The following is a 20980-nucleotide window of genomic DNA, read 5'->3' as shown; positions in this document are numbered from 1 at the left end:
CCGATAGGGAGCCAGGCCGCTGCCGTGTGGATCCGGTCGCCCGTGTCAGGTGAGCGGGTGCGGAGTGGTCGCGGGCGCATCCGCCGCCGCGGCGAGGTCGGAACGGACCGAACGCATCGCCTCGATCCGGCGCTGCCGCAACATGATCGCCGACTCGCGCTGCTCGTCGGTCAGCCCCGGATCGTCGGTCACCGCCGCCACCCGCTTCTCCTCCGCCTCGATCTCGCCGTCGAGCAGCTCTCCGGCGAGATCCCGGGTGAGCAGATCCATGTCGGTCCAGTCCGCGGCCTTGATCTGTTCGACCTGTTCGATCTGCTCGCGGTTGTTGTTCGCCGATGCCTGTGCGCTCATGGCCTCACGCGTCCAGACGCGGGAAGTCGAAGAGCTTGCGCGCGTTGGTCTCCACCATCTTCTCGACGTCCTCGTCGGGCACGTCGAGCATGGCCTCGGTGACGACCTTGCGGCTGTTGGGCCAGTTGGAGTCCGAATGGGGGTAGTCGCATTCCCACGTGATGTTGTCGATGCCGACCAGGTGACGGTTCGCGATGCCGTGGTCGTCCTCGATGAAGCAGCCGTACATGTGCTTGCGGAACAGGTCCGACGGCCGCACCGTCTGATTGACGTTCTGATAGAAGCGGTGCTTCTCCCAGGTGGCGTCGATGCGCTCGAGCATGTAGGGCACCCAGCCGATACCCCCTTCGGAGAGCGCGAACTTCAGCTTCGGGTGGCGGTGGAAGACCGGCGAGAACAACAGGTCCGCGGTCGCGTACATCGAGTTGCAGCCGAACAGTGCGATCATGACCGCCATCGGCGCTTCCTCCGCGGTGATCGGGGGCTTGCCGGACGTACCGAAGTGCACGCACAGTGGCAGGCCGGTCTCCTCACATGCCGAGAAGACACCGTCCCAGTGATCGGTGTGGAACGAGGGAAGTCCCAGCGGCACCGGATTTTCGGGGAAGGAGATGGCCTTCGCACCCTTGGCCGCGACCCGATGGATCTCTTGCACGCACAGATCGGCATCCCACAGCGGGAGGATCGACAAGGGGATGAACCGGTCCGGAGCAGTGGGGCACCACTCGTCGAGCACGTAGTCGTTCCACGCCTGCACGCACAGCAGTGCCAACTCACGATCCTGCGCCTGCAGGAAGATGGTGCCGGCGAACTTCGGGAAGGACGGGAACGACAGCGCCGCCTGTACACCGTCGATGTCCATGTCGATGACGCGCGCCTTCGGGTCGTAGCAGCCCGGCAGCATGTCGTCGAAGCGAACCGGTTCGGCACCGAACTCCTCGGGCTTCTTCCCCGCCACCGCATTCAGTCCGATGTACGGGTAGATCTTGCCCTCCATCGTCCAGACGTGTGCCGGACGGTTGGGGTCGTTCATGACCTTCTCGATGATCCGGGGTCCGGGCTCGATGAATCTGCGCGGGAGGCGATCGGTCCACAGATTCGCCGGCTCGATCAGATGGTCGTCAGTCGAGATGAGTTGCATGTGGTCTTGCAATGGCATGGGACGTCCTCACTGACTCGGCCCCCGTTGGCTGCGGAATCCGGTGCGGAATTCCTGCCAATCCTCTGGCCTGAATAGCTATCTATTTGAGTGTCACAAACTGACACTATTGGAGTGTGCCAGATCACTCATCATTCGCCAAGCCGGGGCCACCCCCGCATCGTCAGGCGTCAGGCCGCCCCCGCATCGTCAGGCGTCAGGCCGGTCGCTCAGAATCGGCGCCAATGCCCGGATCGCCTCGGCGAGCACATCCGCGAGTTCCCGACGCCCGGAGGAGCGAACCCACACCTCGTGAGCGGTCACGATGGAGTTCAGGAGCGCCGCGGCGCGCAACTGCCAGATCGCGTCGATCGCCTCCTCCTCCGGCCGCCCGTCGGCGCGACACATGAGCCGCGCCAGTGCGTCGTGCTGACGATGCGCAGCCCAGAGCCACTGCGCCCAGAGTTCCCCCTCGTCCGACGCCGCCGCGACCAGACCCTCGGTGTGCTCGGACGCGTCGAGGAAGCCGCTGCGCGCCGCGTTCTCGAGGCTCGCGGTGAGGCCCATTCCGCCGTCGAGCAGATCAGACACCCGTGCAAGGTAATCCGAGATCCGGACCGCGAATCCGGCTGCGAGCAACGCACCCTTGCTCCCGAAATGCCGGTACACCGTGCGCGCCGACACCGAGGCGCGTTCGGCCACCGCGTCGACCGTCGTCTCGACGAAGCCGAGTTCGGCGAACACCTGGGCGGCGGCCTCCGCGATCTGACGGCGGGCGAGGGATCGACGCGGAGACGGCGACTCGGCACGGCGTGCGTCGATGCGCACGCCGGCGATGTGGTCGGGATCAGGCATGCCCGTACCGTGCCACCCCCCGCGACCCGACCGCAACGACGTGCGGTTCCCCGCAGGACTGGACCTTTGTGAGCGCTGTCACTAGTATTAGCTATATGATCTAGCGCATTATCGTCGTCCATGAGACGCGAAGCGCCCGACTTCGCAGTTTCTCAGCCCCCGTCGCGACATCTGTCCCGACCTCGTTTCACCGATCTGCAATACACCCCGAGAAAGGCATGTCCATGAGTGAGAACGCGACCGCAGCAACCACAGCTGCGGGCACTGTCCCTCCCGAGCGCGTGGAAGTGCCGCCGCACGTCCCGGAGGAGCTGGTCCACTGGGTGGATCACCACAACGACGAGATCGTCCACATCGACCCGATCGGGCTCATGGACGAACTCCGGGAGAAGTACCGCGTCTTCTACAGCCCCGCGTACGAGGGCTTCTGGGCGGTCACGCGATGGGAAGACCAACGCGAGGTGTTCCAGCGTCCGGAGGACTTCTCCAGCTCCCCGGTCGGACTCCCGGGCGGACCCGGCTACGGCGGAGTGAAGATGCTCCCGATCGAACTCGACCCGCCGGAGCACAAGAAGTACCGCGCGCTGATCAACCCGGTCTTCGGACCCAAGCGGATCGGCGCCATGGAGGACCACATCCGCTCGACCGCCAATGCGCTGATCGACGATATCCTCGAAAACAACGGCGACAAAATCGAATTCATGGAGGCCTACGCCGAGCAGCTGCCCGTGCGGATCTTCACCGAGATGCTCGGTCTGCCGTTCGAGGAGCACAAGAAGTTCATCGGCTGGGTGAGCGCGATCCTACACAGCTCGCAGATCGGCGACGGATTGGTGCGCAAGCGCGAAGCCGGCGGCGAGGTCACCAAGTACCTGACGCAGCTGATCGGCGAGCGTGCCGCCGACATCGACTCGGGCGTCGAGAACGATGACCTGATCACGATCCTGCTCAACAGCGAGGTCGATGGCGAGAAGCTCACGCACGACGAAGTGCTGCGGATGTCCTTCCTGCTGTTCATCGCCGGACTCGACACCGTAACGGCCGCCCACGGACTGATGTTCAGGTTCCTCGCGGATAACCCCGAGCACCGCGCCCAGATCGTCTCGGACCCTGAGTTCATCCCGAACGCGATCGAGGAGTTGTTGCGCTACAACAGCTTCGTCAACGACGCCCGCACGGTGACCCACGATCTCGAGTTCGCCGGCGTCGCGATGAAGAAGGGCGACCGCGTGTGGCTGCACAGCGGCTCGGCCTGCCGCGACCCACGGGAGTTCGACGATCCGCTGATCGTCGACTTCCTCCGCCGGCCCAACCGTCACCTCGCGTTCGCCGCAGGTGCGCACCGCTGCGCGGGTTCGAACCTGGCACGTCTCGAGCTGCGGATCAGCTTCGAGGAGTGGCACCGTCGGATTCCCGACTACCAGGTGACCCCCGGTACCGAGCTACGCATGCACTGCGGTGGTGTCGCGGGCCTGGAGAGCCTGCCGCTGACACTGGGCTGATCGCCGTGACCTGATGCGCCACTACGACGGTGCCCCGGTGAGGATTTCCTCACCGGGGCACCGTCATCTGGACAGCGCCGCCTGGAATCCCGTCGAGACGAGTCTCCCTCCGCGGGATCACCTTTCGCGCAACGACGTCAGGGCCAGGGACGTCGGTCCCTGGCCCTGAGATATGCCGGTTGTAGCCGATAGTCGACTAGTCGTCGAAGATGATCACGCCACGGATGTTCTCACCGTCGAGCAGGTCGTCGAATCCGGTGTTGACCTCGTCGAGAGAGTAACGCCTGGTGACCAGATCCTCGAGGTTCAGCTTGCTGTTTCGCGCCATCGCGAGGAGTCGCGGGACATCGGAGTGCGGGTTGCAGTGTCCGAACAGTGTTCCCACGATCGTCTTCTGGAAGAAGGTGAGCAACGACCCGGGGAGCACGATGGTGTTCTCGGTCATGTCGTCGGCGGTCGAGACGAGCACGATCTTGCCGCCCTTGCGGGTCAGCTCGAACGCCTGCCCGGTCACCTCTGCCGAAGCGACGCCGGTGGTGACGACCGCGATGTCGACACCGACACCCCCGGTCCGCTCCCACACCTCTGCCTGTGCCTGCGCCGCGTCGGCGAAGACCAGATCGGCCCCTTGCCGTTTGGCGAAGTCGCGCTTCCACTCGACGGGTTCGATCACCACGAGCAGATCGGGACTCAGCGATGCTGCGGCACGCACCGCGTTGGTGCCGATGCCGCCGCAGCCGTAGATCGCGATGGTGTCGCCCGGACGGGCGCCGCCGGCGTTGACGACGGCTCCCCAACCGGTGGTCACACCACAACTGACCAGCGAAGCGTGCTCGAGCGGGGTGTCCTCGGCGATCTTCACCACCGAGCGCTCGTTGACGACGGTGTACTCGGAGAAGGTGCCGACGGCGCCCTCGCCACCGAGATCCTCGCCCTCGTAATGGAAACGGAAGCCGCCGGCAGCGAGCTCACCGGTCAACATGTTGGCACCGAGGTCGCACAGGTTGGACTGGCCGTCGTTGCACCAGCGGCACCGGCCACACGCCGGAATCCAGGAGATGGCGACGGGGTCGCCCGTCTTCACCGACTCCACGCCCTCGCCGACGGCGTCGACGACGCCGGCACCCTCGTGGCCGGCGACGATCGGGAACCGCGCCCCGCCACCGACTTTCACGTGCTTGTCGGAATGGCACAGGCCGGCGACCTTCATCTTGACACGGACCTCACCGGGACCCGGGTCGTCGAGGTCGAGTTCGAGGATCTCCCAGGGTTTCCCCTGCTCGCGGAGCACTGCCGCACGTGTCTTCATCGGTGTCCGTTCATCATCGTCCGTTCTCATGGAAAAGGTTGTGGTGTGACCGCACTCAGCGAATCGCGATCGCGTTCGGCGGAGATCCGATGCCGCCGTCGACCCATAGCGGAGCCGAGGTGAGCAGGAAGTCGTAGCGGCCGTCCGCGGCACACGCTTCGGCGAGGGCGTCGAGGTCGAAGAACTCTCCGAGATGCACTCCGAGAGCGGTCAGAAGGTGCGTGTGTACCAGGTTCTCGGTGTCCGGGCCGGGCTGGGGTTCGAGGACCATGGGCGGCGGGAACGGTTCGACACCGGGGTTGTCGACGGCCACGGCGACGGTGCCCGTTTCCCAGACGAGTCGCGCGATTCCCTCGGCGGGTCCGAGACCCGCGGTCTCGAAGGCGAGGCGGTGACTGGCCTCGGCGAGGTCGCGGCGTGCCGCGGCGTCGAGTCCCTTGTAGTATCCGACCCATCCGGTCCGGACACAGAGGATGTCGCCCGCCCGCAGTTCGACTCCTTGCGCCGCGGCGATCTCGGCCAGGAGATCGGCACTGATCTCGAAGCGCTTCTCGGGTCCGTATGCCTGGCCGGTCTTCTCGAGATGACGCGGCACATCGAGCAGTACACCGCGTGTCACGATGCCGCGGGACGCGGGACCGTCGATCCCGAGCTCGCCCTTCTCGAGCACGTCGGCCTCGGTGCGGCCGTTGTAGTATCCGCGTTCGGCCGGGTATCCATGGTGGCCCAACGCATCCCACTGACTTCCGGACTGGGGGTAGAAGTTGTCCAGCCGGTCGTCGGTGACGTCGGGGTAGGTGGTGAACGACTCGTGCTTGAGCGGTTCCCGGCCGAAGAACGGCGGGTCCGGAAGCGACAGCGGCATCGACAGGACGAACCGCTCGCCGCTGTGGACGAGATCTGCGGCGGCGCGGACCACGTCCGGGGTGATGAGGTTGAGGGCGCCGAGGGCGTCGGTGGCGCCGTAGTGGCCCCACGCCGACCGTATCTTCATCCCGTCGAGGAAGGGCAGGTCGTCGTATGCGGGACGATCAGGAGCGGACATTGGTGATGCTCACTTTCTGTTCAGGGCAAGCTGTTGCGGGACAGTGCTGTTCGGGTGGGGACCGGTGGGGAGTGCTGAGCTGCGAGCTCACTCCGGCACCCGGATCTGCTTGACCTCGAAAAAGTGGTCGAGTCCCTCCGGACCACCTTCGCGCCCGATGCCCGACTGCTTGTATCCACCGAAGGGCTGGGCCATGGCGGTGCCGGGTGTGTTGACCGCCACCACACCGGCGTCGAGACGGTCGGCGAGGCCGAGGGCGCGATCGACGTCGGTGCCGAAGACCGCGGCAGCCAAGCCGAAGTCGGTCCCGTTCGCGATCCGCACCGCGTCGTCGACGTCGGTGTAGGTGATCAGGCTGATGACCGGGCCGAACACCTCGTTCTGGGCGACGGTCGAGTCGGGCCGCACGCCGTCGAGCAGGGTCGGGGCGAAGAAGTAGCCGTTCTCCATGCCCGGCAACGAGAGTCGCTCTCCGCCGGTGAGGACGGTGGCCCCTTCCTCGACGGCCTCGGCGACGAACCGCTCGCAGCGCGTGACCGCGTCGGCGTTGACCAGCGGCCCGATCACCGTGTCGGGTGAGGCGGGGTCGCCGACCGGGAGCGACGCGAACGCGCCGGCCAGCAGTTCGGCCCACATGTCGTGGTTCTCCTCGGAGACGAGGAGACGCGTGAGAGCGGTGCACACCTGGCTCGATTGTCCCAATGCCAGCGGGACCAGCATCGGCAGGACCGCAGCGGGATCGGCGTCGTCGAGGATCACCGCAGCGCTCTTGCCGCCGAGTTCCAGGGTCATCCGGGCCATGTGGTCGGCCGCGGACTTCATCACCGCGCGCCCCGAGACGGTGCTTCCGGTGAAGCTGACGAAGTCGACGCCGGGATGTGCGACGAGGTGTGCGCCCACCTCCCGGCCCGCCGGCAGCACGGAGATGACGCCGGGCGGCAACCCGACCTCGTCGAAGACCTCGGCGAGGATGTAGGACGCCAACGGTGTGTACGGATCCGCCTTGACCACAACGGAACACCCGGCCAGGAGGGCGGGGGCGATCTTGGCCGCGGCCAGTGCCGTCGGCGCGTTGAACGGCACGATGGCGGCGACCACGCCAACCGGCTCACGACGGATGAGGGTCTTGTAGCCCGCTCCGGTGCGAACCTCCTCGGTGCGCAGCTCGGTCGCGAGATCCGCGACGTCGCGCCAGATCTGCGCGGCCGTCTGGTTGACGAACTCGGCGAAGGAACGCGGCAACCCGAGGTCGGCGATCAGCACCGACACCAGCGAGTCCGTGCGGGCGTCGAGCGCGTCGGCGATGGCGACGAGCGTCGCGGCACGCTCGGTGGCGTCCCGATCGGCCCAGACTCCGGAGTCCAGGGCCTCCCGGGCTGCGACGACCGCGCGGTCCGCCTCGTCGATACCCGCGGCGGCGAGTTTCGCGACCGGCGACCCGGTTGCCGGGTTGACCACGGTGATCTGCTCACCCGCGACCGGTTCCTGCCATCGGCCGGCCAGGTAGATCGCGGCCTTGTCCGCCACGGGCCCGGCGGATGTCGGCTCGAGGGTGCTTGTCATCGGCTCTCCTTGTGTGGTCGCCCCGGCGTGGCGAATCGACTAAATATTTAAGTTCTTTAGTGTGATTAAAGCCATAACCCGGGGTGGCGTCAAGGAGTTGAGGTGATTCGCCCCAGAACCATCCCCACAGCGGCGCGTTCCACGTCGACCAGGATGCACGACCCCGCGCTGAAGGTTCGAATATCGTTGCAGCACTGAACCTCCTGTCGGTGCCGTGCGCACAACCGGAGGGTGACGCGACATCAGCGGTCACGCCATACGAGCGACGTCAGGCCGGCGCGGAGACCAGCAGGCACCCCGCCAGCGGACCTCCGCCGGCGGACGCCACGGCGAGCTCGGCGCCGGACACCTGGCGCCGATCGGCGTCGCCCCGCACCTGGAGACACGCTTCGTGCAGCATCCCGAAGCCGTGCAGGCGACCGCCCGAGAGGTGGCCGCCCTGGGTGTTCAGCGGCAGCTCACCGCCCAGCGAGATGCGTTCGCCGCCTTCGACGAACGCCGCTCCTTCACCGCGCCCGCAGAAACCGAGGGCCTCGAGCCAGGCGATGGCGAGATAGCTGAAGCCGTCGTAGAGCAGCGCGACGTCGACATCCGAAGGCCGCAGGTCGGTGCGTTCCCACAGGCGACGGGCCGCCCCGGTTGCGGCCATCTCGATCATGTCGGGCGACTGATCCCAGTAGGCGCTGACCCGCATACCCGCTCCGGCCGCCTCGACGTTCACGGCGTTCTCGGGACGCGGGCACGCGCCCTTGCGCGACAAGATGATCACGGTACTGCCGTCGATGGGCGCATCGCAGTCGTAGAGGCCGACCGGGTCGGAGATCATGCGCGCGCCGAGATAGTCGTCGAGAGTCATCTCCGCCCGGTAGATCGCCTTCGGGTTCAGCGCCGCATGCCTGCGCTCGGTCATCGCGAGGCCCGCGAACTGCTCTCTGGTGGCACCGAATTCGTGCATGTACCGCTGCATGTACAGCGCCACCCACGACGACGCACTCGCCAGGCCGTAGGGCATGAAGTACTCGATCGTCTGATTCAACGACGCCCGCGGGCGGCCGGTGACCGACGATCGGCTCGCGGCGCCCTGAGCCGTCGACTCGGTCATCGTGCGGTAACAAAGCACGTGGTCGGCGAGACCAGACGAGATCGCCATCGCACCCTCGAGGATCGGACCGAACTGGCCCATCGAGTGCGGCATCCCGACGATCCAGTCCAGCTCCAGACGCATGGCCTCTTTGAGCTCGTACACGCTGACGGGCCCGAATCCCGGATCGTCGTGCATCGACGGATATGCCGAGAGCCCGTTGACGTCGGCCCGCGTCAGCCCGGCGTCGGCCAGTGCAACACGAGCCGCTTCGACGGTGAGGTCCAGACCCGAGCGCCCCAACCGCCGCCCCACGGCCGACTGGCCGATACCGCTGATCACCACATCGGATTCGAAGAGATGCACCGTCGACCTTCCGTCGGACGCCGTCGCGAACCACCCAGGACTCGCATAATCATATAGCGATTTATAGGCTAGCAGTCACCGCCGCTCCGGCGACACGAACGACCCCAGGAGATCCTGTGAAGCACACCGACGAGAAGCCCACCCGTGACAGCAACCCGCGCCTGCTGAGCGCGGATCCGATCGCCGAGACCCACATCCTCCCGCCGGTCACGGAGGCCAACGCGGCGTTCTGGACGTCCGGCGCGTCGGGAACATGGCAGCTCCCCCGCTGCGGCGACTGCCGGACCTTCATCCACCCCGGGCAACCGCTCTGCCCGCTCTGCCTCACCGACACCCTGCGCCCCGAGCCGGTCACCGGCAACGGCACGGTCTTCACCTACACGATCAACCGCTACCCGTGGCTGCCCGGCTGGAAGGTCCCGTTCGTCGCCGCCGTGGTCGAACTCGACGATCAACCGCGCCTGCGGGTGACCGCCAATCTGGTCGACGTCGAGCCCGAGGATGTCACCATCGGGATGCGGGTCACCGTGGCCTTCATCCACACCGACGACCGGTGGGTCCCGGTGTTCCGCCCGGCATGACCCACCCGGCCGCCGGAAACCGGCTCCCGGCGCCGTCGGTCAGAACACCTCGAGGACGACCGCGCCGGCCTGTCCGCCGCCGGCGCACATGGCGGCCACACCCACACCGCCGCCGCTTCGTCGGAGCTGGTGGGTGAGGGTGGTGAGCATCCGGGCGCCCGACGCCGCGACCGGGTGTCCGAGGCTGCATCCGCTGCCGAGCATGTTGACCTTGTCCTCATCGATCCCGAGACGACGGCACGCGGCGATGGGCACCGAGGCGAAGGCCTCGTTGATCTCCCACACGGCCACGTCGTCGAGTTCCACCCCGGCCTTGCGCAGGGCCAACGGCACCACGTCGACGACACCGAGACCCATGAGTGCCGGTTCGATGCCGACGGCGGCCCAGGACCGGATCCGGGCGAGGACCGGCCAGCCCTCGGCTTCCGCGAGCTCGGCGTTGGCCAGCGTCAGAGCCGCCGCCGCGTCGTTGACCCCACTGGCGTTGCCTGCAGTGATCGAGAAGCCGTCGATCTCGGGATGCAGCGGCGCCAGCGAGGCGAGCTTCTCGTACGTAGAACTCCGACGCGGATGCTCGTCGACGCCGAAGTCGCGGTAGGAGCCGTCGAGCTGCAACGCCTTGACCGCTACGATCTCGTCGTCGAACAGACCGGCGTCGATGGCTGCGACGGCCCGCTGATGCGAGCGCAGCGCCCACCGATCCATGGCCTCCCGATCGATGTCGGCGGCGCGCGCGGTGTTCCATCCGACGGTGATCGACATGTCACGGTTGGGCGCCTCGGTGGAGTCCGGATGCGTCGGGCTCAACCAGTTGTCGACGTACTCGTCGGCGGTGCCGGGAACCCGCCAGCGCATGGTCGGTGCCGTCGATGTCGACTGGACGCCACCGGCGATCACCACGTCGTTCATGTCCGCGCGGATGGCCGCGGCGGCGTTGCCCACCGAGGCGAGACTGCCGGCGCAGTGGCGGTTGATCGCCTGGCCGGGCACCCGCGGCATCCCGTTGGTCACCGCCGCGTGGCGTGCGATGTCGCCTCCGCCCCAGCCCGACTCGGCGAAGATGATGTCTTCGACCCGCCCGGGGTCCACAGTAGAGCGACGCAGGGTCTCGCCGACGACCTCGTGTGCCAGTTCCAGCGCGGTGGTGTTGGCCAGTGCCCCCTTGCGGGCGGTGCCGATCGGTGTACGGACTGCACTGACGATGACTGCCTCGGTCACATTCCCTCGTTTCGCTTCGCGGCGACGTCTGCCGGCGGTGGCTGTTTCGGTGAGCCTTGTGCCCGGCCGAGATTAGGTATAAAAAGCTAACCATATTTTCGTTCACAATCGGTAGGAGACCTCGACGTGATTCTTGATGGCGGTTCGGCGATCGTGACCGGTGGCGCCGGCGGATTCGGCGCGGCGACGGTACGCCGTCTCGTCGCCGCCGGGATGAAGGTCGTCGTCGCCGACCTGGCCGCGGACCGGGGCCGCGAGCTCGCCGACGACCTCGGCGACGCGGCGGTGTTCCGCAGCACCGACGTCACGAGTGAGGAGTCGGTTCGCGACGCCATCGCCGCTGCGACGGAGCTCGGCCCCCTCCGGGTCGCCGTCATCGTCCACGGCGGGTCCGCCGCCCGCGCCCGCATCGTCGACCGCGAGGGAAAGACTTACGGCCTCGAGCGTTTCCGCAAGACCGTCGACATCTTCCTGTCGGGGACGTTCAACGTGATGAGTCAGGCCGCGGCCGCCATGGTCGGCAACGAGCCGCTCGGGTCGGGTCAGCGCGGCGTCGTCATCTCCACCGCCAGCATCGCCGGCTACGAGGGTGCACCCGGACAAACCGACTACTCGGCGGCCAAGGGTGGCGTGATCGGCCTGAACCTGACCGCTGCGCGCGATCTCGCTCCCGTCGGAGTGCGGGTCATGTCGATCGCGCCCGGCACCTTCTTCACCCCGGCCTACGGGATGAGCGAGGAGGACGCGCAGGCGAAATTCGGTCCGGGCGTGCCGAACCCGAAGCGGATGGGCGACGTGGAAGAGTACGCCTCACTGGCCTTGCACATCGCCGAGAACGACTACCTGAACGGCGAGGTGATCCGCATCGACGGCGCCCAGCGGTTCAACGCGCGCTGACACGAAAGCCGGCGACCGGCCTCCGTGCCGACCGGTGATGGTGTGGCACGCGATGGATGGAGAGAACATGACTGAACCCGACCTCGACTCGTCCTTCGAGCCACTGACCCCGGTCAGCTACCTCGAACGGGCGGCCGTCGTGCACGGCCACCGCATCGCTGTCGTCGACGGCCCGGTGCGACGCACCTACGCCGACCTGCTGCAGCGGTGCCGCAGACAGGCAGGACTGCTCACCGAACTCGGCGTCGAACCCGGCGATCGGGTGGCCGTACTCGCACCGAACAGCGCGATGCTCCTCGAAGCCCACTACGGCGTGGCCATGGCCGGCGGCGTGCTCGTCGCGCTCAACACCCGGCTGGCCCCGGCGGAGCTGCGCTACATCGTCGAGCACTCCGGTGCCCGTGTGCTGCTCTACGACGACAGTCTGGCGGCTGCGGCCGAGCAGACCGCCGCCGCGACGATGCTGGATTCGACCGCCTACGAACACCGGCTCGCCGGTGCCCCGGAGGTGCACCGGCGCCTGACCGATGAACGGACGCCGATCGCCCTCAACTACACCAGCGGCACCACCGGTAAGCCGAAAGGCGTTGTCTACCACCATCGCGGCGCCTACCTGCAGGCCTTGTCGATGGCCTTCCACGCGCGGCTGGGACCCGAGACGGTCCACCTGTGGGTGCTGCCGATGTTCCACTGCAACGGGTGGTCGTTCCCTTGGGCCCTCACCGCGGCCGGAGCGACACACGTCTGCCTGCGCAAGGTCGATGCGGGCGAGATCTGGACCAGGATCCTGGACGAGGGTGCCACGAGCATGAACGCCGCTCCGACGGTGCTCATCGACCTCGCAGCGCACCCGCGCGCCACCCGGCTCGACCATCCGATGTCCGTCGGCACCGGCGGCGCCCCTCCGTCGCCGTCGCTGCTCGCGGCCCTCGCCGACCTCGACATCTCCGTCACCCACCTGTACGGACTCACCGAGACCTTCGGACCGTCGGTGCTGCGGGACTGGCAACCGGAGTGGGACGACCTGCCCATCGGCGAGCAGGCCGCACTGAAAGCCCGGCAGGGCAATGCGAGCGTCGTCGCGCAGTTGCTGCGGGTGGTCGGTGACGGCGATCCGGCGAAGCCCGACGTCCCCGCCGACGGCGAGACCGTGGGCGAGGTCCTCATCCGCGGCAACACCGTCGCCGGCGGTTACCACGACGACCCCGAGGGCACACGAGAAGCGTTCGGCGGCGGATGGTTTCGTACCGGCGACCTGGCTGTGGTGCATCCCGCAGGCGAGATCGAGCTCCGTGACCGACGCAAGGACGTCATCATCTCGGGCGGCGAGAACATCGCCTCCATCGAGGTCGAGCAAGCCATGTCACGCCATCCCGCGGTCTCCGAGGTCGCCGTTGTCGGCGCGCCACACGAGCGATGGGGCGAGGTGCCCGTCGCGTTCGTCACCCCCCGGGCCGGTGCCGAGGTGAGCCCCGAGGAACTCATCGAGTTCTCGCGCTCTCATCTCGCCGGCTACAAGGTGCCACGACGCATCGTCTTCACCGACCTCCCGAAGACCGGCACCGGCAAGATCCAGAAGTTCGCGCTGCGCCACCGCATCCGGGACGACTCCGATGCGTCCGGTCCCGGCATCTGAGATCATCCTCGACCGACACGAAAGGGGTTGGCACTGTGAATGACTCGGTGCTACTCGACCGCGAGGGTCACACCCTCGTGATCACGATCAACCGTCCTGAGGTCCGCAATGCGGTGGACATGGGCGTGTGCCTGGCGATCGGCGACGCCCTCTCCGACGCCGAGGCCGATCCCGACATCCGTGCGGTGATCCTCACCGGCGCCGGCGAGCAAGCGTTCTGTTCCGGCGCCGACCTGAAGGCGATCGGCCGCGGCGAACCCATCATCCCGCCCGGACGCGAGGCGTGGGGTCTGGCCGGCTACGTCAACCACCCGATCAGCAAACCGACGATCGCCGCGGTCAACGGCCTCGCCCTCGGCGGTGGTACCGAGCTGGCGCTCGCCAGCGACCTCATCGTCGCGTCGGAGAACGCGGTCTTCGGCCTGCCCGAGGTGAAGCGCGGACGAGTCGCGGGCGCCGGTGGCGCATTCCGGTGGACACGGCAACTCCCCGAACGCCTCGCCCTCGAGCTGCTGTTCACCGGCGAATCCCTGACCGCCGCAAAGGCGCTCGAGCACCACCTCGTCAACCGCGTCGTCCCTGCCGCCCTGGTACGCGCCGAGGCCCTCCGACTCGCCGCGAAGATCGGCGAGAACGGACCGGTGGCCGTGCAGGCGACCAAGCGGATCGCCAAGGGCATCCGTGACGGAGCCGTACCGGCCGAGACCGACTTCTGGACGCACACCGCACGGGAAGCCGTGACGGTGAACGCCTCCGACGATGCCCGCGAGGGTCTGGCGGCCTTCGCGGAGAAGCGGCCGCCGAGGTGGACCGGCCGCTGATCGTCTGGATTCCAGCGAAAGCCGGACGCCACAACGACACTCGCCCCACCCGATGGGGCACGAGAACGAACAGAGGAGAACGCAATGACAGGTAGGGTCGCGGGCAAGGTCGCCCTCATCACCGGTGCCGCACGAGGCCAGGGGCGCAGTCATGCGCTCGCCCTGGCTCGCGAGGGCGCCGACATCATCGCCGTCGACATCTGCGCGCAGCCGGAGTGGATGAATTATCCGCTCGCGACGCCCGATGATCTCGCCGAAACGGTCGACATGGTCAAAGGTCTCGACGGCCGGATCAGTCCCCACATCGTGGACGTCCGGGACAAGACCGCCCTCGCCGACGCCGTCGACGCCGGAGTCGCCGAACTCGGTCGTCTCGACATCGTCATCGCCAACGCCGGCGTCTGCCCCCTCGGGGAGAACGAGCCCGAATCGGTGTGGCTGGAAACGGTCTCGACCAACCTCACCGGCGTGATGAACGCGATCGACGTGGCACTCCCCCATCTCGGCGCCGGCGCGTCGATCATCGCCACGGGTTCCTTCGCGGGTCTCACCCCGCAGGGAGTCAAGAACGGCCCCGGCGGAACCGGCTACTCCTACGCCAAGCGAGGGGTCGCGTCCCTGGTCAACTCCCTCGCGATCCAGCTGGGACCGAGAAACATCCGCGTCAACGCCGTGCACCCGGGCAACTGCAACACCCCCATGCTGCACAGTGCGCCCATGTACAAGGTCTTCCGGCCCGACCTCGACGACCCCAAGCGCGAGGACGTGCTCGACGCCTTCGCCTCGACGCAGATCATGCCGGTGCCGTACGTGGAGCCGGAGGACATCAGCAACGCGGTGCTCTTCCTGTCTTCCGACGAATCGCGCTATGTCACCGGACTGCAGCTCAAGGTCGACGCGGGTGCGCTCCTCAAAGCCGGAGTGACCGGTCTGTGAGCACTGGATCACATGGTGGCGGAGTCGGTTTCATCGGGGCGGGCAGCATGGGCGCCCCGATGATCGACCGTCTCCTCGGCGCCGACGTGCCGGTGACCGTGTCGGTACGACGCCCCGAGGTCGCCGAGCGGCTGCGGGACGCGGGGGCTCAGGTGGTGGACACGCCGGCAGCCGCGACCCGCGGCCACGCGGTGGTCGTCGTGTGTCTCTTCGACGAGAAGCAGCTCGACGAGGTGATCCTCGGCGAGGGCGGCATCGCCTCGCACCTCGACAACGACGCGATCCTCGTCATCCACACCACCGCCGGGCCACAGATGATCCGTGCGATCGCCGACGCGGCAGCCCGACGTGCTGCGCGGGTTCTCGACGCCCCGATCAGCGGCAGTGCCACCGACATTCGCGACGGTCGGCTGACCGTTCTGGCCGGTGGCGATCCCGACGTGGTCGCCGCTGCCGAGCAGACGGTGTCGACGTACGCCGGTCGTTACCTCCCGACCGGCGCGCTCGGCACCGCGAGCACGATCAAGCTCATCAACAACCTGCTGTTCACCGCCAACGTGCAGCTCGTGGCCGAGGCCGCACGCATCGGGGACGCTCTCGGAGTCGACGAGTCCGCGCTCCTGGCGACGATCGGCCAGTGCAGCGGCGCATCCGATGCCATGCGTCGGATGGCACTCGAGTCCAGCGTGGCCGCCTTCGGCGACCGCGTCGGCAAGTACCTCTCCAAGGACTCCGATTCGGCTCTCGCACTGGCATCCTCACTCGGAGTTCCCTCGCCGCTGCTCCGGCATGTCGCCGTCGAAGGTCCCCTCCCCCTCGGGGTGACGACGCCGGCATAGGCGCGTCCGCCACGCCGGCCCGCGCGGGTTCTACGGTTCCAGCACCAGCGCACTCTGGGTCAGCGTGGCGACGCGCACACCGCTGGTCGTGTACACCCCGGCGACGACGTAGACCGTACCGTCGAATGCCGAGACGAGTTCGCGGTCGAACAGCAACCAGTCTCCGACGAGACCCGGCCGATGGACGACCATCGAGTGCGTGAGGGTCGCGGGGACCGCGGATTCCTGCCAGATCAGGGATGCGTGGTACGCGAGCGGGTCCAGCATGGACAGGTCACTCGCGTAACCGAGTGCAGCTGTGGCCAAACGTGGTTCGATGCCTCGCAGGTCGCAGTACCCACGGCTCCGCTCCGGGGTGCGGCCGGTGCCGGCGGCAACTCGCGGCGGGTCGTCGACGAACCGCATCCCGGTCCTGACGTACCGCGGGATCGCCTGCGCCGGAACCTCGACCCCTCGAACCCGATGCTGTTCGACCGCCGACAGGGGCGGGATCGGCGGGACGGCCGACATGGGTTCCTCGACCGGGAGCGTCACCGCCCCGGTGGGCTCGGCGTTCCCGAAGAGCACTGTCGCGGTGAACAGGAGCTTCCTGTCCTGAAATCGGTCCACGCGACGGCTCGCCAGACGCCGGCCGGTGAGCAACCGCGCGACGCGGTACTCGACCTCGTGCTCTTCGAGACCGGGGCGAAGGAAGTCGATCCGCACGGAGCGCAGGGGTTCACCCGAGACCGTCTCGGTTGCGGCGACGATGCTCTGGGCGATCGCATGGCCGCCGTAGAGCCGCCTGCTGCCGTCGGCGACCGCCGGCCCGGCGAACTCGTCGTCACCGGTCAGGCGCAGATCGAGGATGTCCGTCAACGGACGGTGGGCGGTGAGCCGGTCCTGTGACATGCCACTCCCATGGCTCGATTATCGTTGTATTATCTATACGATAATACGGCGCATTGTCTCCGAGCGACCGACCCCGGAAGTACTCCATGACAGATCTTCACGAACGAATCGCCCTGCTGCGCACAACCATCGGGATCCGAGTTCCGGTCGTGGGCTGGAACAGGCAGGTCACCCCCGAGTCGGTGCGACACTTCGCCGCTGGCATCGGTGATGATTCACCGCGCTGGGCCCGGGACGGACGGGTGCCCCCGACGTATCTCTACAGTTGCAGCAGCGTCGGACGAGCCGACGATGCGTCGACGCCGTCGCCGGCATCGTGCCTGGCCGGCTACGCAGCGCTGTGGCGGGGCGACCGCTGGACGTTCCACTCAGCGGTCGAGGTCGATCGCCGGGTCACGACGACGGTCGAACTGTCCGCCGTTGAGGTGCGGTCGTCGCGTCGGCGAGGCGAGGTCGTCGAACTGGAAGAGTTGTTCCGCCATCACGACGACACGGGCACGCTCCTCGCGGAGTGCCGGAAGCGCACCATGCGCTTCCCGCGCGGGGACCGCGCCGGCACAGCCGATTCGGCGCCTCCCGCATTCGGAGAGCCACCGACGTACAGGCCCGAGGACATCGATGCGTTGATGCGGGAGTCATTGCGGGAGAACATCCCCGGGCCCAGGGCGACCTTGGGTCCGGATGTACGGACGGGCGACGGTCTGGGCACCCTCGTCAAGGGGCCGCTGACCGTCACCTCCATCATCGCCTGGCTGCTCGGCTGGGGATCACCGCTGGTCCTCACCGACCGGTGCGCGCACCGGCTGTGGTCCGCCGACCCGGCCACACGCCTCTTCGGTGAACACGGTTACCCCGACACCGCGGAGGCCGGCCACTGGGACACCTCGATCGCACGCCAGAACGGACTCACACGCGGCTATGACTTCGGCGCGCAACGGATCTCGTGGCTGGCGCAGCTCGTCACCGACTGGTGCGGCGACGCCGGACGGATCGTCGAACTCGACACAGACCTGTTGGCCCCGAACCTGATCGGCGACGTCACCCGCATCGGCGGCGAGGTATGCGCGGTCCACGACGACGGCCGGGTGGAGTGCGAGGTCACCGCACGCAACCAGCGCGACGAGACCACCGCGAGCGCCCGGGTCGTCGTGCGCCGCAGGAGCACTGACAGCGGGGAGTTCTCCGGGTGAGGTCGGCACCCCCGGTGTGACTCAGCTCAGCAGGTCGATGACGGTACCCGGCACCACGTCGGCCATGGTCTCCGACACGCCTTCGAGATGGCGGCGCCACAGGGCATCTGCGCCTTCGACGTCACCGGCCGCGATCAGCCGGTAGAGCTTCTTGTGCGCGCGGAGAGCCGTGGCGCTCGACTTGGTCCCCCGCGACGGCGCCTGCGACGTCACATAGTTCTTGCTGGCGAGGTCGATGATCACGCCGAGCATCGAGTCGAACAGGGTCAGCGTCTTGTTGCCGCTCATCTCCACCACGATCGAGTGGAACCCGCGCGACAGGACCGGCAGCCGACTCTGATCCGCGTCGGGATCGGCCAGGATGCGTTCGGCCTCGGCGATGTTCTCCTCGAGCCGCCGGAGATCCTCCGGATCGGGGTTCTGCGCGGCGAGCGCCCCCGCCGGCGCCTCCATGACCGAGCGGGCGAAGTACACATCACTCAGTTCGGTGCGTTCGAACTGCAGCATCAACCCCGCATGCTGTGCGGCGACGTCGGCATCCGGCAGCCGGACCCGGGCACCGCCCTTGGCACCACGACGCACCTCGATGAGGCGCTCCGACTCGAGGATGCGGTAGGCCTCCCGCAGCGTCGGCCGCGATACCTGATACTTCTCGGTGAGCAGGTGCTCCGGGGGCAGGCTGTCGCCCTCGACGAGCTCGCCGCGGATGATCTGGCGTCGTAGATTGGCCGCGACGAGCTCGGCGGTCTTCGGCACACGAAACCCGCCGTGCGGTACGGAGGTCTCCACCGGCTGCATCGTCATGGGGTTGATCGTAACCGACATGGGAGCGAACTCGCTTAATCTATAACCTCAATGGCATTTTCCGGGCATGCGTCGGCACCAGACGCGGCAGCATCCTCCTGGTCGGCGGGAACGAGCAGGTCGGTGATGGCGCAGTACCCTTCGTCATCGAGTTCGTAGACCTCGGGCGCGTACACCGCGCATCGCCCATGGCCCTGGCACGTGTCGCGGTCGACGACGATCTTCATCTGTTTCTCCTCCACGGAAGGGGTTGTCACCGGCGGACCTCGAGATCGGACTGCTCGCGGTCCCAGGTCGAGGACGTCACGCCCTCGTCCCGCAGTTCGTACTTCAGGATCTTGCCGAGTGCGTTCTTGGGCAGTTCGTCGCGGATCTCGACATATCGCGGCACCGCGAAGTAGGGCAGGCGGTCGAGCGACCACTCGCATAGGTCGTAGGGGGTCACCGTGGCACCCTCACGCAGTGTGACGGTCACCTTCACCTCGTCCTCGGTGAGGTCGCTCGGTACGGCGTGCACGGCGCATTCGCGGACCGCGGGGTGCTGATGGAACGTCGACTCGAGCTCGTACGACGAGATGTTCTCCCCTCGCCGCCGGAGATAGTCCTTCTTGCGGTCGGCGAAGTACAGCCAGTCGTCGTCATCGAAGTAGCCGAGGTCGCCGGTGTGGAACCACAGGTTGCGCATGACCTCCGCGGTCGCGTCGGGACGTCGCCAGTACCCGGCGAACATGATGTTGGGGCGCCGCGGCCGGACGACGATCTCGCCGACCTCGCCGGTGGGCACCTCGCAGTCCTGGGCGTCGACGATCCGCACGTCGAAGTCCGGTCCGCGTCGACCCGCGCTCCCCGGCGGCGGGGTCGCCGCGGCGTCGGCCATGGTGACGAGCGATGCCTCGGTCAGCCCGAAGGCGTTCGAGCCGAAGATCTCTCCCCCGAACCGCTGTTTCCAGTGCTCCTGCAGCGACGCCGGGAACGGGGCGCCGCGCACGACGCGCAACTGGCCGAAGCACCGCTTCTCGGCCTCGGTCTCCGGTGCGTTGGCGACCATCGTCAGCATGGCGCCGAGCAGGGTGGCGATGCGTGCACCGCTCTCCTCGATCTCCCGCCAGAATCCCGACACGCTGAACCGGGTGGCGAGATAGACCTTGCTGCCGATCATCAGTGTCGAGAGCACGGCGGTCGATGCCGCGTTCATGTGGAACAGCGGGAGCGCGGTCCAGGCCACCTCCTCGGGCGTACGTGCGGTACCGGCCAGATACTGGCGAGCCAGATTGCAGACGTAGTTGTGGCTGATCATGCAGCCCTTCGACGGCCCGGTGGTGCCCGAGGTGTAGATGAACATCGCCAGGTCACCCGGGGCCACGGTGACCATCGGCACGTGCGGCCGGTCGGCGGTCAACAGTACGGCGAGTGTTTCTGCGCGCCAGGGCATATCGTGGCCGACAGGTTCGCGGGTGACGACCGTGGTGACCTCGGGGATGCCGTCGGCGATCGGCACGAGGCGTTCGACGAACCTGGATTCGGTGATCACCACGGCCGCACCCGCATTGTGGATCTGGTGACGCAGGAACTCGCCCTTGTTCGCGGTGTTCAACGGCACCCAGATGGCACCGAGCCAGTTCACCGCGAACCACACCTGCGCACATTCGACGCTGTTGTCGAGCAACATCACCACGCGATCGCCGCGCTGCACACCGAGAGCGGCGAGACCGGCGGCGAGGGATGCCGCCGACTCGGCGATCTCGGAGTAGGTGTGAACCACACCGTTGTTCTCGAGGTAGGGACGATCCGGCCACTGACCTGCCGCCCGGGCGAGCAACTCATTGACGGTCTCCTGGACACCGGCAGACCATTCCGGCTGCGGTGCAACGCGCACCTCGTCCGCCGGTGCGTGCTGCACCCGGTCCGCGTCGTGGACGGCTGTGTCAATCATCGGGAGTTCTCCTCTTGTGTGCTG

At 67.5% G+C, this 20980-nt stretch carries 20 protein-coding genes; 8 read left to right on the top strand and 12 right to left on the bottom strand.

Features of this window, described 5'->3' with window-relative positions; all coding sequences use genetic code 11:
* Positions 1 to 45: 45 nt before the first annotated feature.
* The 3 genes from GKZ92_RS05845 to GKZ92_RS05835 all read right to left on the bottom strand — a co-directional run bounded on the left by GKZ92_RS05845 (position 46) and on the right by GKZ92_RS05835 (position 2344).
* Positions 46 to 351: a hypothetical protein gene (locus tag GKZ92_RS05845; RefSeq protein ID WP_042378078.1), complete on the bottom strand. Its 306-nt coding sequence runs from the start codon at positions 349 to 351 to the stop codon at positions 46 to 48.
* 4 nt (positions 352 to 355) lie between these two features.
* A complete protein-coding gene (locus GKZ92_RS05840) occupies positions 356 to 1510 on the bottom strand; it encodes an amidohydrolase family protein (RefSeq protein ID WP_042378079.1) in 1155 nt (384 codons plus the stop codon).
* 189 nt (positions 1511 to 1699) lie between these two features.
* Positions 1700 to 2344 carry a TetR/AcrR family transcriptional regulator gene (locus GKZ92_RS05835; RefSeq protein WP_052362811.1) on the bottom strand — a complete coding sequence of 215 codons (645 nt, stop codon included), beginning with the start codon at positions 2342 to 2344 and terminating at the stop codon, positions 1700 to 1702.
* A gap of 224 nt (positions 2345 to 2568) precedes the next feature.
* Between GKZ92_RS05835 and GKZ92_RS05830 the strand changes: the two genes are divergently transcribed.
* Positions 2569 to 3846 (top strand): cytochrome P450, encoded by a 1278-nt coding sequence (locus GKZ92_RS05830; protein ID WP_158037458.1) that lies wholly within the window; start codon positions 2569 to 2571, stop codon positions 3844 to 3846.
* A gap of 196 nt (positions 3847 to 4042) precedes the next feature.
* On the opposite strand, the gene GKZ92_RS05825 is transcribed toward GKZ92_RS05830, so the two are convergent.
* The 4 genes from GKZ92_RS05825 to GKZ92_RS05810 all read right to left on the bottom strand — a co-directional run bounded on the left by GKZ92_RS05825 (position 4043) and on the right by GKZ92_RS05810 (position 9210).
* The gene (locus tag GKZ92_RS05825; protein ID WP_035753097.1) at positions 4043 to 5155 is read right to left on the bottom strand and encodes a Zn-dependent alcohol dehydrogenase; all 1113 of its coding nucleotides are present in this window, start codon (positions 5153 to 5155) and stop codon (positions 4043 to 4045) included.
* Positions 5156 to 5210: 55 nt separating this feature from the next.
* Positions 5211 to 6200 carry a cyclase family protein gene (locus GKZ92_RS05820; protein WP_035753099.1) on the bottom strand — a complete coding sequence of 330 codons (990 nt, stop codon included), beginning with the start codon at positions 6198 to 6200 and terminating at the stop codon, positions 5211 to 5213.
* 87 nt (positions 6201 to 6287) lie between these two features.
* Positions 6288 to 7763, bottom strand: a complete 1476-nt coding sequence (locus GKZ92_RS05815; RefSeq protein ID WP_155225088.1) for an aldehyde dehydrogenase family protein — start codon at positions 7761 to 7763, stop codon at positions 6288 to 6290.
* A gap of 268 nt (positions 7764 to 8031) precedes the next feature.
* Entirely contained in the window at positions 8032 to 9210 is a 1179-nt protein-coding gene (locus GKZ92_RS05810; protein ID WP_035753103.1) for a thiolase C-terminal domain-containing protein, read from the bottom strand.
* Positions 9211 to 9326: 116 nt separating this feature from the next.
* On the opposite strand from GKZ92_RS05810, the gene GKZ92_RS05805 reads away from it, so the two are divergent.
* Positions 9327 to 9791 (top strand): Zn-ribbon domain-containing OB-fold protein, encoded by a 465-nt coding sequence (locus GKZ92_RS05805; protein WP_230461905.1) that lies wholly within the window; start codon positions 9327 to 9329, stop codon positions 9789 to 9791.
* A 39-nt stretch (positions 9792 to 9830) separates the two neighbouring features.
* Here the strand turns inward: GKZ92_RS05805 and GKZ92_RS05800 are convergent, their stop codons facing one another.
* Entirely contained in the window at positions 9831 to 11009 is a 1179-nt protein-coding gene (locus tag GKZ92_RS05800; RefSeq protein ID WP_042378080.1) for a thiolase family protein, read from the bottom strand.
* Positions 11010 to 11135: 126 nt separating this feature from the next.
* Here GKZ92_RS05800 and GKZ92_RS05795 point away from each other — a divergent pair, with 126 nt between their 5' ends.
* From GKZ92_RS05795 to GKZ92_RS05775, 5 genes are all read left to right on the top strand, one after another.
* On the top strand, positions 11136 to 11906 hold the full coding sequence (locus tag GKZ92_RS05795) for an SDR family NAD(P)-dependent oxidoreductase (protein ID WP_042378081.1): 771 nt from the start codon (positions 11136 to 11138) through the stop codon (positions 11904 to 11906).
* Between the two features lie 67 nt (positions 11907 to 11973).
* Positions 11974 to 13542, top strand: a complete 1569-nt coding sequence (locus tag GKZ92_RS05790) for an AMP-binding protein (RefSeq protein ID WP_042378098.1) — start codon at positions 11974 to 11976, stop codon at positions 13540 to 13542.
* Between the two features lie 35 nt (positions 13543 to 13577).
* On the top strand, positions 13578 to 14363 hold the full coding sequence (locus GKZ92_RS05785) for an enoyl-CoA hydratase-related protein (RefSeq protein ID WP_035753111.1): 786 nt from the start codon (positions 13578 to 13580) through the stop codon (positions 14361 to 14363).
* A gap of 84 nt (positions 14364 to 14447) precedes the next feature.
* Complete coding sequence (locus GKZ92_RS05780) at positions 14448 to 15299, top strand: mycofactocin-coupled SDR family oxidoreductase (RefSeq protein WP_042378082.1); 852 nt, start codon at positions 14448 to 14450, stop codon at positions 15297 to 15299.
* Positions 15296 to 16138, top strand: coding sequence for an NAD(P)-dependent oxidoreductase (locus tag GKZ92_RS05775; protein ID WP_035753114.1), 843 nt, complete (start codon positions 15296 to 15298; stop codon positions 16136 to 16138). Before GKZ92_RS05780 ends, GKZ92_RS05775 begins: the two co-directional genes overlap by 4 nt.
* A gap of 30 nt (positions 16139 to 16168) precedes the next feature.
* Here the strand turns inward: GKZ92_RS05775 and GKZ92_RS05770 are convergent, their stop codons facing one another.
* Positions 16169 to 17029, bottom strand: coding sequence for an acyl-CoA thioesterase (locus GKZ92_RS05770; RefSeq protein ID WP_042378086.1), 861 nt, complete (start codon positions 17027 to 17029; stop codon positions 16169 to 16171).
* A gap of 86 nt (positions 17030 to 17115) precedes the next feature.
* Between GKZ92_RS05770 and GKZ92_RS05765 the strand changes: the two genes are divergently transcribed.
* Positions 17116 to 18219 carry a hypothetical protein gene (locus GKZ92_RS05765; RefSeq protein ID WP_155225086.1) on the top strand — a complete coding sequence of 368 codons (1104 nt, stop codon included), beginning with the start codon at positions 17116 to 17118 and terminating at the stop codon, positions 18217 to 18219.
* 21 nt (positions 18220 to 18240) lie between these two features.
* On the opposite strand, the gene GKZ92_RS05760 is transcribed toward GKZ92_RS05765, so the two are convergent.
* The 3 genes from GKZ92_RS05760 to GKZ92_RS05750 are packed head-to-tail and all read right to left on the bottom strand — an operon-like array spanning position 18241 to position 20956.
* Complete coding sequence (locus GKZ92_RS05760; RefSeq protein ID WP_052362814.1) at positions 18241 to 19023, bottom strand: FadR/GntR family transcriptional regulator; 783 nt, start codon at positions 19021 to 19023, stop codon at positions 18241 to 18243.
* A 35-nt stretch (positions 19024 to 19058) separates the two neighbouring features.
* A complete protein-coding gene (locus tag GKZ92_RS05755; protein ID WP_042378514.1) occupies positions 19059 to 19250 on the bottom strand; it encodes a ferredoxin in 192 nt (63 codons plus the stop codon).
* A gap of 26 nt (positions 19251 to 19276) precedes the next feature.
* On the bottom strand, positions 19277 to 20956 hold the full coding sequence (locus tag GKZ92_RS05750) for an AMP-binding protein (protein WP_052362813.1): 1680 nt from the start codon (positions 20954 to 20956) through the stop codon (positions 19277 to 19279).
* Positions 20957 to 20980 lie beyond the last annotated feature (24 nt).

Origin of the sequence: Gordonia sp. 135, assembly GCF_009720185.1 — a bacterium.
Classification (GTDB): Bacteria; Actinomycetota; Actinomycetes; order Mycobacteriales; family Mycobacteriaceae; genus Gordonia; species Gordonia alkanivorans.
Note: the sequence above shows the minus strand (reverse complement) of the source record. Positions and strands in the feature narration are given on the sequence as shown.